Raw genomic sequence first — 14,401 nt, forward strand, 5'->3', positions numbered from 1 at the left:
GCTCCGGTGGAATTTCAGGATCAAAATCATGGCCGAGCCGAACGCGAATTTGCCCGCAGAGAATGTCGATTCCCCGAAGGGTTTCGCCTTCGCGCTGGCAGCCTACCTGTTGTGGGGTTTCCTGCCTTTTTTCATGAAGGCGGTGTCGCATATCCCTGCGGCGGAAGTGGTGGCGCATCGTATCGTCTGGTCGGTACCGCTCGCAGGCCTCGTGCTCGTGTGGCTCGGCCGCACGCAGGACGTGAAGGTAGCGCTGCGCTCTCCACGCGTGCTGATGATGGCCACGATCACGGCGGCTCTCATCACGGTCAACTGGGGCATCTATGTCTGGGCGATCGGGGCGGGGCGGGCCATCGAGACGGCGCTCGGCTACTATATCAACCCTCTGTTCTCCATCTTCCTCGGTGCGCTGCTGCTGAAGGAGAGGCCGAATCCGGCGCAGATGGTGGCGATCGGCCTCGCCGCGCTCGCCGTTGGCGTGCTTGCCTTCGACGCGGGCGGTCTTCCCTGGGTTTCGATCGGGCTGTGCTTTTCCTGGGGTTTCTATGCGTTCTTCCGGAAGACGCTGCCGGTCGGGCCGAACCAGGGCTTCTTCCTCGAAGTCTTGCTGCTCAGCATCCCGGCCGCAGGCTACGTCATCTGGCTCGAGGCGACCGGGCAGGGCCACTTCCTCGGCGACGCCAACATGACGGATGTCCTGCTGCTCCTCGCCTGCGGGATCGTCACCGCCGTGCCGCTGATGATCTATGCCAATGGCGCGAAGCTGCTCCGGCTTTCGACGATCGGGATCATGCAATACATCGCTCCGACGATGATCTTCCTGATCGCGGTCTTCGTTTTCCACGAACCCTTTGGAACGGCAAAACTCGTCGCCTTCGCCCTGATCTGGGCCGCGCTCTTCATCTATTCGGGAGCGATGCTTGCGGAGAGCAGGGCGCGGCGCGCGGCTCAACCGACGCCGGCCGAATAATCGGCAGAGTCAGATCACGTTCATGACTTCAGGTCGGATCGACCTGAAGTCATGAACGTGATCGATTCTAAGAAGTTAGAGCGGGGATGCGGGCGGAAAACCGCACACACTTCTCCTCGTCCCGATCCGGATCAGAGCCTGGCGATGATCTCGGCTTCGCCTTCGCGCCCGTTGGCGCGGACCGAGGCAAGGATGCCGGGGATGATGTCTTCCGCACGGTCGATCACCAGCGGCTGCACGAGATGCGCGGTGTGAACGAATCCCTGGCCGCGCATGTGGTCGATCAGCTGCAGCATCGGATCCCAGAAGCCATTGACATTGCCGAAGACCATCGGCTTCCTATGGCGGCCGAGCTGCGCCCAGGTCATGATTTCGACGATCTCCTCGAGCGTGCCGATCCCGCCCGGAAGGGCGACGAAGGCGTCGGCGCGCTCGAACATCTTGTGCTTGCGCTCATGCATGTCGGCGGTAACGATCAATTCGTTCAGCTGGCCTAGCGAGTGACGCGTCGCTTCCTTGTCCATCAGGAATTCGGGAATGATGCCGGTCACGTGTCCGCCGGACGAAAGCACGCCGCTCGCCACGGCGCCCATGATCCCGCGCGTGCCGCCGCCATAGACGAGGCGCAGGCCATGATCGGCGATCGATTTGCCGAGGGTGCGGCCGGCCTGCATGTGGGCTTCGTCACGCCCGGGCTGAGAACCGCAATAAACGCAAACGGATAGAATCGGCGTGGTTTCCTCGTTCATGGTCCCACCAGAAATTGCAGTGCAGCACGGGTCAAGGAAAATGGACGAAAAATCTCCGGCTGTCGAGCGCCGGAATCATAGTGAGCGCTTGTATAGAACTATAAGAAACGTTAGCAATTTCAGTAATACATTGAAGAATTCGGACAGTGTGCTGCGGTTGCGCTATAATGCACCGGGCGTCGCAGCGCCGGCCGATGGGGCATGCGGGGAGCATCAAGGCGCTCCGCCCTGTGGAGAGTGGCATGATTAAGAATAAGGCCAGCTGGGTGGCGCTTGGCGTCCTGGCAATCGCGACCGCATTGATGATCTTTGTGGTTCAGCCGAATCTGCGTGAAAGCGACAAGGGGGCGGTGGCCCAATCGGGCGCAGGCGAGCAGCCCGGCCAAACGGCGGCGGCGACGAAGACCGATCCGTCCGCTCCCCAAGGCAACGCAGCGCAACAAGCGACAGCGGCCTCCGGCAGCAATGCGGCCGCATCCGACCCGGTGGCGAACTGGACGGTTCCGGGATTTGACGTCCTGCGCGTCGAACCGGACGGCTCGACGGTCGTCGCGGGCAGAGCCCAGCCCGGCACGAAGCTCGAGATCCTGAGCGGCGACACGGTCGTCGGTACCGCCAATGTCGGCGCGGGCGGCGATTTTGCCGCCGTCTTCGACAAGCCGCTCTCGGCAGGCGACCACCAGCTGACGCTCAGAAGCGTCGGCTCAGGCGGACACAGCAAGACGTCGGAGGAGGTTGCAACTGTTTCGGTACCGAAGGATTCGAGTGGGCAGCTGCTGGCGATGGTATCCAAGGCGGGCAAGGCGAGCCGGCTGATCACGACGCCGGAAGCCGAGCCGAAGCCGATGCAGGCAGCCGCCGATCCGGGCACGGTCCCGGCCGGCGAGCCCGGCGGCGCTTCCGCTTCTCCCGCCGCACCGGCAACCATTCCCGGGCTGCAGGTGACTGCGGTCGAGATCGAAGGCGGCATGATGTATGTCGCAGGCAACGCCAAGCCCGGTGCCCTTGTCCGCATTTACGCGGACGACGATCTGCTGGGTGAGGTGAAAGCCGATGACAAGGGACATTTCGTCGTCGACGGTTCGATCGATCTCTCGGTCGGCAGCCACATCATCCGCGCCGATATGATGAACGAAGATGCAAGCAAGGTGGCGATGCGCGCCTCCGTTCCCTTCGACAGGCCGGCGGGCGCGCAGGTTGCCGCCATCGCCGGTTCGACGCTTGCGGCACCCACGACGGGTCTCGACCGTTTGAAGGCGGAAGCGGGCAAGGCGCTTACCCTTTTGAAAGCGCTTTTTGCCGACGGGAAGCAGCCCTCCGTGGAGCAGCTCGCCGCAGCCCGCTCGGCAACCGAATTCGCCCTCCAGTCGCTGGCCGAATTCAAGCCGGCCGACGGCTCCGATGCCGATCTGGCGGCAGCCGCCGCTGAAGCATCCAAGGCGGCGACAACGGCGCTGGACGCGCTCAAGGCTGCGCCGCAGGACCCGTCAAGCGTCGCAGCGGCGGTGGAGAAGGTCGATGGCGCTCTTGGGAACGCATTGACGCGCCAGAATGTCGGCGCCTCGGTGGCATCCGCCGAACCCTTGGCGGTGCAGGCGAGCGATGCCTCGAAGCAGCCGGAGCCTTCGGCAGCGGGCGAGGCAAATGCAACCGTGATCGAACAGGCGGCGGCGCCGGCTTCGGATGCGGTGAAGGAACAGCCGGCCACCATCGAGCAGGCACCGCTCAAGGAAAGCAAGACGTCGGTGATCATCCGCCGCGGCGATACGCTGTGGCAGATCTCGCGCCGCGTCTACGGTGCCGGTCTGCGCTACACCACCATCTATCTCGCCAACCGCGAACAGATCGAAAATCCGGATCTGATCCGTCCGGGCCAGGTTTTCGGGGTTCCGGACGAGATGCTGTCGGAGGAAGAATCGCGGGAAATCCACCGCAAGCATATGCGACACTAGATCACGATGCTTTTGAGGTCGGTTCGACCTCAAAGCATTGACGTGATCGTTCCCAAGAGCGGGATGCGGGCGGAAAACCGCACATAGTTTTCCTCATCCCGCTCTAAGTTTGTCTTTTGCCGGCACTTCCATTGCGTTGGCGGGGAGGTGGACCTATCTGTCAGGAAAAGCGGCGTCCTCCAAAAAGGCGCCGCTTTTCATTGAAGCTGGTGCGGGATGAAGCCGCGCGACGTAGCGGTTCGCCCGCATGTCTTCGTCAATCAAATCATGAAGCGGACTGAGACGTGCCCCAGAAGAAGACGGTTTCCGCCGACAGCGCCAATCCCATCGAAACCATAGCGAATCTGTGGCCATACATGTGGCCGGCGGACCGGATCGATCTGAAGCTGAGGGTCGTCTGGGCGACGGTGATCCTGGTGATCGCCAAGATGGTGCTCATCCTTGTCCCCTATTTCTTCAAATGGGCGACAGATGCGCTCAACAACAAGCCCGACGCGCTCGGTTTCCTGCCACAGTTCCTGACCGGCGCCGTCATGCTGGTACTCGCCTATAATCTCGCGCGTTTGCTGCAGGCGGGCCTGAACCAGCTGCGCGACGCGCTTTTCGCCAGTGTCGGCCAGCATGCCGTCAGGCAGCTTGCCTACAAGACCTTCGTTCACATGCACCAGCTCTCGCTGCGCTTCCATCTCGAGCGGCGCACGGGCGGGCTTTCGCGCATCATAGAGCGTGGCACCAAGGGCATCGAGACGATCGTCCGCTTCACGATCCTCAACAGCGTGCCGACACTCATCGAGTTTCTGCTGACGGCGGTGATCTTCTGGTGGGGCTACGGCTTCACCTATCTCCTGGTGACCGCTGTCACGGTATGGCTCTACATCTGGTTTACGGTGCGTGCGAGCGACTGGCGCATCGCCATTCGACGCTCGATGAACGACAGCGACACCGATGCGAACACCAAGGCAATCGATTCGCTCCTGAATTTCGAGACCGTGAAATATTTCGGCAACGAGGAGATGGAGGCGAAGCGCTTCGACAAGTCTATGGAGCGTTACGAGCGGGCCGCGACGCAGGTCTGGACGTCGCTCGGCTGGCTGAACTTCGGTCAGGCGCTGATTTTCGGTGCCGGCACGGCGGTGATGATGACGATATCGGCGCTCGCCGTGCAGCGCGGCGAACAGACCATCGGCGACTTCGTCTTCATCAACGCGATGCTGATCCAGCTCGCGATCCCGCTGAATTTCATCGGTTTCGTCTATCGCGAAATCCGCCAGGGCCTGACCGATATCGAGCACATGTTCGATCTGCTCGACGTTCGGGCGGAGGTCGTGGACCGGCCGAACGCGAAGGAGCTCGAGATCGAAAAAGGCGCAATTTCCTTCAGGAACGTCCAATTCGCCTATGATCCGGCACGGCCGATCCTGAAAGGGATCAGCTTCGATGTGCCCGCCGGAAAGACGGTCGCAGTCGTCGGCCCCTCAGGAGCCGGCAAGTCGACATTGTCGCGGCTGCTCTACCGCTTTTACGATGTCCAGGAAGGCTCGATCACCATCGACGGTCAGGACGTGCGTGACGTCACCCAGAAGAGCCTGCGCTCCGTGATCGGCATGGTGCCGCAGGACACTGTGCTTTTCAACGATACGATCGCCTATAATATCCGTTACGGCCGGGTGACGGCGAGCGATGCGGAGGTCGAGGCAGCCGCCGAGGCGGCGCAGATCGCCGATTTCATCCGTGACCTGCCGGAAGGCTTCCGCGCCATGGTGGGCGAGCGCGGCCTGAAACTTTCGGGCGGCGAAAAGCAGCGCGTCGCGATCGCGCGAACCATCCTGAAGGCGCCGCCGATTCTGATCCTCGACGAGGCGACTTCGGCTCTGGACACGAAGACGGAACAGGAAATCCAGGCTGCGCTCGATATCGTGTCGCGCAATCGCACCACGCTCGTCATCGCCCATCGCCTGTCCACGGTCATCAACGCCGACGAGATCATCGTCCTCAAGGACGGCGTGATTGCCGAACGTGGCACCCATGGCGAACTGATCGACCGCGGCGGTCTTTATGCTTCCATGTGGAGCCGCCAGCGCGAGGCAACGCAGGCCGAAGAACAATTGAAACGCGTGCGTGAGAGCGACGATCTCGGCATCGTCGACCGGGGAATGCCGGCGCTCTGACCGCACTGAGGTTACCGCGAGTCCTCTATCTTTCGGCCTCGACATTGCCGGGCTGTCTGATTCGCGCTAGTTCACGTCGCAAAGCAAATATGGAGAGTAGAGTTCATGAGTTTGATCGACACAGTGCGCAACACGCTCGTACCGGTCCACAGGGAAGGCTACCGCTTCATTGCGATTTTCTTTGTCGTTTCGCTGGCGCTCGGCTTCCTCTGGGAGCCGCTGATGTGGATCGGCTTCGTGCTGACCGCCTGGTGCGCCTATTTCTTCCGCGATCCGGAGCGCATGACGCCGATCGACGACGATCTCGTCATCAGCCCGGCGGACGGCACCGTATCGTCGGTCGCCACCGTGACGCCGCCTGAGGAACTGGGCCTCGGATCGGAGCCGATGCTGCGCATTTCGGTCTTCATGAACGTCTTCAACTGCCACGTGAACCGTGCGCCGATGAGCGGCACGGTACGCCGGATCGCCTACCGTGCCGGGAAGTTCGTGAATGCCGAGCTGGACAAGGCAAGTCAGGAAAACGAGCGCAACGGCCTCGTCATCGAAACGAAACACGGCCAGATCGGCGTGGTCCAGATTGCCGGTCTCGTGGCCCGCCGCATCCTCTGCTGGACGCGGGAGAGCGCGTCGCTCGAGGCGGGCGAGCGTTTCGGCCTCATCCGCTTCGGCTCGCGCCTCGACGTGTTCCTGCCTGCCGGTGCGGAACCGCGCGTGACGGTCGGTCAGACGGCCACCGGCGGCGAGACGGTGCTCGCCGAATTCGGATCGGCGAAGGGCCCGGTCATCAGCCGGCGCGCGTGAGGACAGGTCATGGAAGAACCCCGCCACGAACAATCCGCAGGAAGCCCGGAACAGCCCGCCGCTGAGCACGTGGACGCCACCGGCACCCACGACAAGGCCCGCGGGCCAAGGTTGCGGGAGATTCCGCTACGGCTGATGGTCCCGAACATGATCACGGTCCTGGCGATCTGCGCCGGCCTCTCGGGCGTCCGGCTGGCATTCGAGAATCGGTTCGAGCTCGCGGTTGCGATGGTTCTCCTTGCCGCTTTCCTCGATGGCATCGACGGGCGCATCGCGCGTCTTCTCAAGGCGACCTCGAGTTTCGGGGTCCAGATGGACTCGCTTGCCGACATCATCAATTTCGGGGTCGCGCCCGCGCTCGTCCTCTACGTGTTTCTGCTCGATCAGGCGCGTTCCCTCGGCTGGATTGCGGCCCTGATCTACGCCATTGCCGTCGGTCTGAGGCTGGCGCGCTTCAACGTGATGGCGGAGCGCCAGGTCAAGGCGTCCTGGCAGTCGGAATATTTCGTCGGCGTTCCCGCGCCTGCCGGTGCGATGCTGGTTTTGCTGCCCGTCTATCTTGGCCTGCTCGGCCTTGCGCCGGAAAGGACGTTTGCGCTGATCGCGTCGCTCTATACCGTCCTGATCGCCTTCCTTATGGTCAGCCGTCTTCCTGTCTGGTCCGGCAAGTCGGAGAACCGCGTCCGCCGGGATCTGGTCCTTCCCGTCATTCTGGTCGTCGTCTTTTACGTGGCGACGCTGATGACCTATACCTGGGAGACGATGGTGGTGACTGCGGTGGCCTATCTGGTGAGCCTGCCCTTCGGTGCCCGATCCTGGCAGCGCAAATACGGCGACTGGCCGGGCGGCCACGGGAACGACGGTTTGCCGGGGGATAGCGAATAGCTGAAAGGTTACCGCGAGCGGATGCCCGCCGGGGGCGGAGCATCAGTCGCCAATCACCTTCGCCCCGCTTGCGGGGAGAAGGTGGCCGGCAGGCCGGATGCGGGGAAGCGCCACCGCCCTATTCCGGCATGCGGTAGTCGACGATCTTCTTTTCCCGAACGATGAAGAGCTTTCCCGTCTCGGTCTGCTCGGGGCCGAGCAGCGGCAACAGCGCCTGAGCCACCTCGGAGGGATGCGGTAGGGTCTCAGGATCTTCGCCGGGCACGGCCTGCGCCCGCATGGCGGTGCGCGTGGCGCCCGGATCGACGCTGAGGATGCGCAGCGGCAGGCGCTGCGTCTCGTAGGCCCATGTGCGTGCCAGCGCCTCGACCGCAGCCTTGGAGGCGGAGTAGGGCCCCCAGAAGGGCTTGCACTTGTGCGCCGCGCTCGAGGAGAGGATGAGGGCGCGGCCGGCATCCGAACGGACGAGCAACGGTTCGAGCGAACGGATCAAGCGCCAGGTCGCGGTGACATTGATCGCCATCACCTTTTCGAAGACCTTGGCTTCCACATGCCCGATCGGCGAGATCGTGCCGAGGACGCCCGCATTGGCGACCATGATGTCGAGCTTGCCCCAGCGCTCGTTTATGGCGCCGCCGAGCTTGTCGATGGCGGCCATGTCCGACAGATCGAAGGGGACGAGCGTTGCCGAACCGCCGAAAGCCTTGATCGCGTCGTCCAGTTCTTCGAGGCCGCCGAGGGTGCGGGCGCAGGCGACGACGTGGGCGCCGGCCTTGGCGAGTTCAAGCGCAGTGAAATAGCCGATCCCGCGCGATGCGCCGGTGACGACGGCGATCCGGTCTTTCAGATTGGGCGTCATATTGTTGTTCGTTATCCGTTGCTTGCGAGAACCGAGAGTTTGCGAACGTTGCTCGCTGCCCCCTGGTCGAGAAGGCGGGTCGGGTAGTCTCCGGTGAAATAGTGATCGGTGAACTGCGGCGCCTGTGGGTTGCGCGTCTCGCCGCCGACGGCACGATAAAGCCCGTCGATGGAGAGGAATTCGAGCGAATCGGCGCCGATGAAGCGACACATGGAGGCGAGGTCGGCATGCTGGTTGGCGAGCAGCTTGTCACGGTCCGGCGTATCGATGCCGTAGAAATCCGGGTGGAAGATCATCGGGCTTGCGACGCGCACATGCACCTCGCGCGCGCCTGCGTCACGCATCATCTGGACGATCTTGACCGAAGTGGTGCCACGGACGATGGAATCGTCGACGAGCACGACGCGCTTGCCGGCGATCATCGCCCGGTTCGCAGAATGCTTGAGCTTGACGCCGAAGGCGCGGATCTGCTGCGTCGGCTCGATGAAGGTCCGCCCGACATAGTGATTGCGGATGATCCCGAGTTCGAAGGGGATACCGCTTTCCTGCGCGTAGCCGATTGCAGCCGGAGTACCGCCATCCGGAACGGGCACCACGACATCCGCCTCGACGGGGGCTTCGATGGCGAGGTTCTTGCCCATGTTCTTGCGGGCGACATAAACGTTGCGGCCGCCGACGACTGAATCCGGCCGGGCGAAATAGACGTATTCGAAAAGGCAAAGGCGTTCCGGCAGCGGATTCTGCGGCTTGCGGGCATCGATGGTGATCGACCCGTCCGCCTGAATCTCGCAGATGACGATTTCGCCGTTCTCGATATCGCGAACGAACTTGGCGCCGATGATATCCAGCGCGCAGGTCTCCGAGCAGAAGATCGGCTTGCCGTCGAGTTCGCCCATGACGAGCGGGCGAATGCCGTTCGGGTCGCGGGCGGCGATGAGCTTGGTGCGCGTCAGAGCCAGCATCGAATAGCCGCCTTCGACCTGGGCGATCGCGTCGGCGAAGCGGTCGCTGGAGGAGACGTGTTTCGACCGCGCGATCAGGTGCAGCACCACTTCGGTGTCGGATGTCGACTGACAGATGGCACCGTCTGCAATGATCTGGCGCCGGAGCGTCAGCCCGTTCGTAAAGTTGCCGTTGTGCGCAATTGCGATTCCGCCTTCCTGCAGCTCGGCAAACAGCGGCTGGACGTTGCGCAGGACCGTCTCACCGGTGGTGGAGTAGCGTACATGGCCGATCGACATCGAACCGGGCAGCTTCGCGAGCGTCGTCGGATCGGTATAGTGGTCGCCGACGAGACCCATCCGGCGCTCCGAATAGAACTGCCGCCCGTCGAAGGTGACGATGCCGGCGGCTTCCTGCCCTCGATGCTGGAGAGCATGCAGGCCGAGCGCCGTCAGCGCGGCGGCGTCCGGATGCCCGAGAATGCCGAAAACGCCGCACTCCTCATGGAGGGTGTCGCCGTCGAGTTCGTCATGAATTTCGCTGGATCTGAGATCGGTCATCGCAATTCGCCTTTGCTACGTGCCGGTGCGCATATCGTGATCGGGCCGCCAGTCTTCAAGCGATCTTACCCGAAAACACTGACAAGCGTCATTCCAAATGGATAAAGCCCGCACAGCGGGCTTTGTCGCAAACTTTCCTGTCGATCTCAGCCGTTCGTCGCCGGTGCTTCCTCGCCGGGCGCCTGTTCCGTCTGAGCCGGCGGCGTCTCGCCTTCGCCTTCGCCGGTCGTATCCTTTCCGCGCAAGCGGTCGAGAATGGTGGCGTCGGCCTCTTCCGGCAGCAGCGCCACCAACTGATTGCCGAGATTGTCGAGCAGCGGCTTCGACTTCGCGTGGGTCACCCAGACGGGCTGCTGCTGCGGCGCCACCAGCCAGTTGAAGAACAGCATGGCGACGACGACGAGCAGAATGCCGCGAGCGGCTCCGAACAGGAAGCCGAGCGTGCGGTCGAGCGCGCCGATGCGGCTGTCGATGATGAAGTCGGCCACCCGCATCGTGATGAAGGAGATGATGATCAGTGCGATCAGGAAGATCACGGCCGCCGAGCCGATCATCGCGACCGTTCCGCTGGTCGTGTACTGGCTGGCGTAGGGCAGAAGATGCGGATAGAGGAAATAGGCCGCGGCGGCTGCGCCGACCCAGCTCGCCACCGACAGAACCTCGCGCGAGAAGCCGCGAACCATCGCGAGGATGGCCGAAAACAGCGCGACGCCGAGAACGATACCGTCGAGAATTGTGATGGGCATGTTGTCCTTACTCCGACTTCACCGCCAATCGCCAGGCGGCACATCCTGTTGATGCCCCAGGGCGCGGCTATTCCGTCAGTCCTCGTCATTCGTCTGCTGCAGGGCACGCCGCGATCCCGCGATACGCGCCACCAGATCCGGCAGGCTTTCCATCTCGCTCCAGCGGCCGTTGCCGTTCTTCGGCAGCTCGGTCGATGCAGATGGCAGGACGGCCTGGGAGAAACCGAGCTTCTCGGCTTCCTTGAGACGTTGGGCGGTATGCGCAACCGGCCGGACTGCACCCGACAAGCTGACTTCGCCGAAATAGACGCAATCGGCCGGCAGGGCAAGCCCGGCAAGCGACGAAACCAGTGCGGAAGCCACAGCGAGATCGGCCGCCGGTTCGGAAATGCGATAGCCACCCGCGACATTGAGATAGACGTCGTGCTGACCGAGGCGAATGCCGCAATGGGCTTCCAGCACGGCGAGGATCATCGAAAGGCGGGCCGAATCCCAGCCGACCACCGCGCGGCGGGGCGTTCCGAGCGATGTCGGCGCGACCAGCGCCTGTACCTCGACAAGCACGGGCCGCGTGCCCTCCATGCCGGCGAAGACCGCGGCACCCGGCGATTTCGCGTTGCGTTCGCCGAGAAACAGCTCCGACGGGTTGGCGACCTCGCGCAGGCCCTTGTCCGACATTTCGAAAACGCCGATCTCGTCGGTCGGTCCGAAGCGGTTCTTCACCGTCCTGAGGATGCGGTAATGATGGCCGCGGTCGCCCTCGAAATAAAGGACGGCATCGACCATGTGCTCGACGACGCGCGGGCCGGCGATCTGGCCCTCCTTCGTCACATGGCCGACCAGCACGACCGCCGTGCCCGTCTGCTTGGCGAAGCGGATCATCGCCTGCACGCCGGTGCGGACCTGCGTCACCGTGCCCGGTGCGGAGTCGACGATGTCGCTCCAAAGCGTCTGGATCGAATCGATGATGACGAGGTCCGGGCGCTTGCCCTCGGAAAGCGTCGCGAGGATATCTTCGACATTCGTCTCGGCCGCAAGAAGCACGTCGCTGTCGGCGGCGCCAAGCCGCTGAGCACGCAGGCGGACCTGGGCGATCGCTTCTTCGCCCGAGACATAGATCACCCGATGCTTCCGGCGGGCAAGTGCCGCGGCCGCCTGCATCAGTACGGTCGACTTGCCGATGCCCGGATCTCCGCCGACGAGCAGTGCGGATCCGCGAACGAAGCCGCCGCCGGTCACGCGATCGAGTTCGGAAATGCCGGTGTGGATGCGCGGCGCGTCTTCGATCTCTCCGGACAGCGTGGTAAGTGCGACGGGACGCCCCTTCTTCGGCGTGCGCATGGGACCGCCGCCGATCCCCCCCGTCGGGTCATCCTCGATGATCGTGTTCCACTCGCCGCAACCGTCGCACTTGCCCACCCAGCGGGAATGGACAGTGCCGCAATTCTGGCAGACGAACTGGGTGCGGGCTTTCGCCATGGATGTCGGCTTTCGGATGTTTGCGGGCAGATGGCGGAATTGCCGCCGCCCGAGAATCACTCTTGGCGGTCACATAATGCCGCGAAATCCCGATTGAAAGGACGATATTCCTTTGCGCCTTGTTCAAGCGCCTCCGACATAGGTCCGATGATACCGGCGGCCCAGACTCGTCAGCAGCTCGTAGCCGATAGTGCCGCCGGCGCGCGCGACGTCATCGATGGCGACATTGCGCCCGAAGACCTCGATGTAATCGCCGGCACGCACGGCCGTTTCCGGCAGGTCCGTGACGTCGAACAGGCTCAGATCCATAGTCACCCGCCCGACATGCGGCACCTTCATACCATGCAGGAAACCGAAGGCGCCCGAAGGCATCGCCTGTCTGAGGGTGACGCCGCCGCCCGAAACCGAACGGTGGTAGCCGTCGGCATAGCCGATTGCGACCGTCGCAATGCGGCTGTCGCGGCCGAAGCGGACCGAGGCGCCGTAGCTTGCCGTTTCGCCGGATGGAACCGTCCTGACCTGCACGATGCGCGCTTCGGCGGTGACGACCGCTTTCATCGGATTCACGGCGCCATCTACCGCTTCGCCGCCATAGACGGCGATACCGGGCCGGGTGAGATCGAAGTGGTAGTCCGCGCCGAGGAACACGCCGCCGGAATTTGCGATGCTTGCCGGCACGCCCTCGAAGGCGGCTGTAACCTCGCGGAAACGCTGAAGTTGATAGCGGTTCATCGGGTGTCCAGGATCGTCTGCGCAGGCCAGATGGCTCATGACGAGGACCGGCGAGAAACTCGCAGGCCGCGCAGGGTCGTGGGCGAGGGCAACGGCCTCCTCGGGCGACAGGCCGAGCCGGTTCATGCCCGTGTCGACGTGGAGAACGCAGGGGTGGTCGCCCCGTTCGGAAAGCGCTGCCATGAAGACCGCCAGCTGCTCCTCCGAGTTGATGATCGGCACGAGATCGTTCTCGAAGAAGAGTTCCTCGTTGCCCGGCCACATTCCCGCGAGAATGTAGATTCGCCCATCCGGAACAAGCGGGCGAAGCTCGGCCCCTTCTTCGACACTGGCCACGAAGAAATCGCGCGCGCCGGCGGCATAGAGAGCCGGTGCGGCATGCACGACGCCGAGGCCGTAGGCATCGGCCTTCAGAACGGCGGCGGTGCGGGCGTTTCCGGACCGCTCGTTCATCGCCCGCCAATTGTCGGCAAGCGCGGTGAGGTCGACGGTGAGCCTGCTGGAGGCGGAAAGAAACTCGGGGCTTTGCATACTGGAACTCTGCGTGGGTGATACCCGCAGCAATACATCCAAGTGCTCCGTGCCGCAAACCGCCGACGCAATGCTCCGGCCGAAAGCACTTTTATGCAAGACGAGCCTTTCCTCGCCCGATAAGATCGGCCGATGGAAACGATCTCACAGGAAAAGGCCATCGAGGCCATGCCGCTCGAGGGAGCCGAGCGGACTCGTTTCTGGCGCGACCCCCGCTTCAAGGGCATGGAGTGCCTCAGCGCGACCTTCATCACACACGAATTCGCCCCCCACGCGCACGACACCTTCAGCATAGGTGCGATCGAAGCGGGTTCCCAGATCAGCACGATCAAGGGAGAACGATCGCAGACGGGCCCGGGAGATCTCTATCTCATCAACCCGGATGAAATCCACGACGGGCATCCGGGTCATGAAGGCTACCGCTACCGGATGATCTATCCATCCACGGACCTGCTGGTGGAGATTCTCGAGGATGTGACCGGCCGCTCCTTCAAGGGAACGCCGTCCTTCTCGCGGCTGCTTCTCACCGATAGAGAGCTTGCGATCGGCTTTCATCGTGCGCACCGCGCATTGGAAGGCAAGGTCGGTACGCTGGAAGCGGACGAAAGCATGTTCGGGTTCCTGGCCAGGCTCTTCGAGCGCCACGGCAACGCTATCATCGTCCCTCTGCAGACGCGCGAGAGTTCAGCCGTGCACCGGGCACGCGACTATCTTGTTGAAAACTACACGCACGATATCGGGCTGGAGGAACTTGCGAAGCTGGCGGGGCTCAGCCGCGCCCATCTGATCCGCGCCTTCCGAAAGGAATTTCACATCACCCCGCATGCTTTTCTCACCGACAAGCGGGTGCGGGAAGCCAAGGCCCTTCTGCGCAAGGGCTGGTCTGCGGCGGACACCGCCTATCACTGCGGTTTTGCCGATCAGGCGCATTTCAGCCGCCATTTCAAGGCTCGAACCGGCGTGACGCCGGGCACCTATCGCTCAGGCTGATCACTTTCGTTCAAGACGGCCGTCCTCTGCCGGG

Annotated in this window: 12 protein-coding genes; 6 read left to right on the plus strand and 6 right to left on the minus strand. The window is 63.2% G+C overall.

What is annotated here, in order from left to right:
• The first annotated feature begins 28 nt into the window (after positions 1 to 28).
• Positions 29 to 970 (plus strand): EamA family transporter RarD, encoded by a 942-nt coding sequence (gene rarD / locus AC6CIG_RS10610; RefSeq protein WP_275596531.1) that lies wholly within the window; start codon positions 29 to 31, stop codon positions 968 to 970.
• A 131-nt stretch (positions 971 to 1,101) separates the two neighbouring features.
• On the opposite strand, the gene AC6CIG_RS10615 is transcribed toward rarD, so the two are convergent.
• Positions 1,102 to 1,719: an LOG family protein gene (locus AC6CIG_RS10615; protein WP_127709433.1), complete on the minus strand. Its 618-nt coding sequence runs from the start codon at positions 1,717 to 1,719 to the stop codon at positions 1,102 to 1,104.
• Positions 1,720 to 1,961: 242 nt separating this feature from the next.
• Here AC6CIG_RS10615 and AC6CIG_RS10620 point away from each other — a divergent pair, with 242 nt between their 5' ends.
• The 4 genes from AC6CIG_RS10620 to pssA all read left to right on the plus strand — a co-directional run bounded on the left by AC6CIG_RS10620 (position 1,962) and on the right by pssA (position 7,528).
• Positions 1,962 to 3,671, plus strand: a complete 1,710-nt coding sequence (locus tag AC6CIG_RS10620; RefSeq protein WP_437408842.1) for a LysM peptidoglycan-binding domain-containing protein — start codon at positions 1,962 to 1,964, stop codon at positions 3,669 to 3,671.
• Positions 3,672 to 3,955: 284 nt separating this feature from the next.
• On the plus strand, positions 3,956 to 5,839 hold the full coding sequence (locus tag AC6CIG_RS10625; protein ID WP_127709429.1) for an ABCB family ABC transporter ATP-binding protein/permease: 1,884 nt from the start codon (positions 3,956 to 3,958) through the stop codon (positions 5,837 to 5,839).
• Between the two features lie 105 nt (positions 5,840 to 5,944).
• Positions 5,945 to 6,643: a phosphatidylserine decarboxylase gene (locus AC6CIG_RS10630; RefSeq protein WP_018094641.1), complete on the plus strand. Its 699-nt coding sequence runs from the start codon at positions 5,945 to 5,947 to the stop codon at positions 6,641 to 6,643.
• A gap of 9 nt (positions 6,644 to 6,652) precedes the next feature.
• Complete coding sequence (pssA, locus tag AC6CIG_RS10635) at positions 6,653 to 7,528, plus strand: CDP-diacylglycerol--serine O-phosphatidyltransferase (RefSeq protein ID WP_018094642.1); 876 nt, start codon at positions 6,653 to 6,655, stop codon at positions 7,526 to 7,528.
• Between the two features lie 118 nt (positions 7,529 to 7,646).
• Here the strand turns inward: pssA and AC6CIG_RS10640 are convergent, their stop codons facing one another.
• The 5 genes from AC6CIG_RS10640 to alr all read right to left on the minus strand — a co-directional run bounded on the left by AC6CIG_RS10640 (position 7,647) and on the right by alr (position 13,377).
• The gene (locus AC6CIG_RS10640; protein ID WP_018094643.1) at positions 7,647 to 8,387 is read right to left on the minus strand and encodes an SDR family NAD(P)-dependent oxidoreductase; all 741 of its coding nucleotides are present in this window, start codon (positions 8,385 to 8,387) and stop codon (positions 7,647 to 7,649) included.
• A gap of 11 nt (positions 8,388 to 8,398) precedes the next feature.
• On the minus strand, positions 8,399 to 9,889 hold the full coding sequence (purF, locus tag AC6CIG_RS10645) for an amidophosphoribosyltransferase (protein WP_018094644.1): 1,491 nt from the start codon (positions 9,887 to 9,889) through the stop codon (positions 8,399 to 8,401).
• Between the two features lie 146 nt (positions 9,890 to 10,035).
• Positions 10,036 to 10,635, minus strand: a complete 600-nt coding sequence (locus AC6CIG_RS10650) for a CvpA family protein (protein WP_018094645.1) — start codon at positions 10,633 to 10,635, stop codon at positions 10,036 to 10,038.
• Positions 10,636 to 10,710: 75 nt separating this feature from the next.
• Positions 10,711 to 12,114 carry a DNA repair protein RadA gene (gene radA, locus AC6CIG_RS10655; protein ID WP_018094646.1) on the minus strand — a complete coding sequence of 468 codons (1,404 nt, stop codon included), beginning with the start codon at positions 12,112 to 12,114 and terminating at the stop codon, positions 10,711 to 10,713.
• 123 nt (positions 12,115 to 12,237) lie between these two features.
• The gene (gene alr / locus AC6CIG_RS10660; RefSeq protein ID WP_437408843.1) at positions 12,238 to 13,377 is read right to left on the minus strand and encodes an alanine racemase; all 1,140 of its coding nucleotides are present in this window, start codon (positions 13,375 to 13,377) and stop codon (positions 12,238 to 12,240) included.
• A gap of 132 nt (positions 13,378 to 13,509) precedes the next feature.
• Here alr and AC6CIG_RS10665 point away from each other — a divergent pair, with 132 nt between their 5' ends.
• Positions 13,510 to 14,367 (plus strand): AraC family transcriptional regulator, encoded by an 858-nt coding sequence (locus tag AC6CIG_RS10665; RefSeq protein ID WP_100672099.1) that lies wholly within the window; start codon positions 13,510 to 13,512, stop codon positions 14,365 to 14,367.
• Positions 14,368 to 14,401 lie beyond the last annotated feature (34 nt).

Source organism: Sinorhizobium sp. GQ132 (genome assembly GCF_059758575.1).

Excerpts from the sequence above, each read along its gene's own strand:
- rarD (WP_275596531.1), top strand. The coding sequence starts at position 29 with ATGGCCGAGCCGAACGCGAATTTGCCCGCAGAGAATGTCGATTCCCCG.
- AC6CIG_RS10615 (WP_127709433.1), bottom strand. The coding sequence starts at position 1,719 with ATGAACGAGGAAACCACGCCGATTCTATCCGTTTGCGTTTATTGCGGT.
- AC6CIG_RS10620 (WP_437408842.1), top strand. The coding sequence starts at position 1,962 with ATGATTAAGAATAAGGCCAGCTGGGTGGCGCTTGGCGTCCTGGCAATC.
- AC6CIG_RS10630 (WP_018094641.1), top strand. The coding sequence starts at position 5,945 with ATGAGTTTGATCGACACAGTGCGCAACACGCTCGTACCGGTCCACAGG.
- pssA (WP_018094642.1), top strand. The coding sequence starts at position 6,653 with ATGGAAGAACCCCGCCACGAACAATCCGCAGGAAGCCCGGAACAGCCC.
- AC6CIG_RS10640 (WP_018094643.1), bottom strand. The coding sequence starts at position 8,387 with ATGACGCCCAATCTGAAAGACCGGATCGCCGTCGTCACCGGCGCATCG.
- purF (WP_018094644.1), bottom strand. The coding sequence starts at position 9,889 with ATGACCGATCTCAGATCCAGCGAAATTCATGACGAACTCGACGGCGAC.
- AC6CIG_RS10650 (WP_018094645.1), bottom strand. The coding sequence starts at position 10,635 with ATGCCCATCACAATTCTCGACGGTATCGTTCTCGGCGTCGCGCTGTTT.
- radA (WP_018094646.1), bottom strand. The coding sequence starts at position 12,114 with ATGGCGAAAGCCCGCACCCAGTTCGTCTGCCAGAATTGCGGCACTGTC.
- alr (WP_437408843.1), bottom strand. The coding sequence starts at position 13,377 with ATGCAAAGCCCCGAGTTTCTTTCCGCCTCCAGCAGGCTCACCGTCGAC.
- AC6CIG_RS10665 (WP_100672099.1), top strand. The coding sequence starts at position 13,510 with ATGGAAACGATCTCACAGGAAAAGGCCATCGAGGCCATGCCGCTCGAG.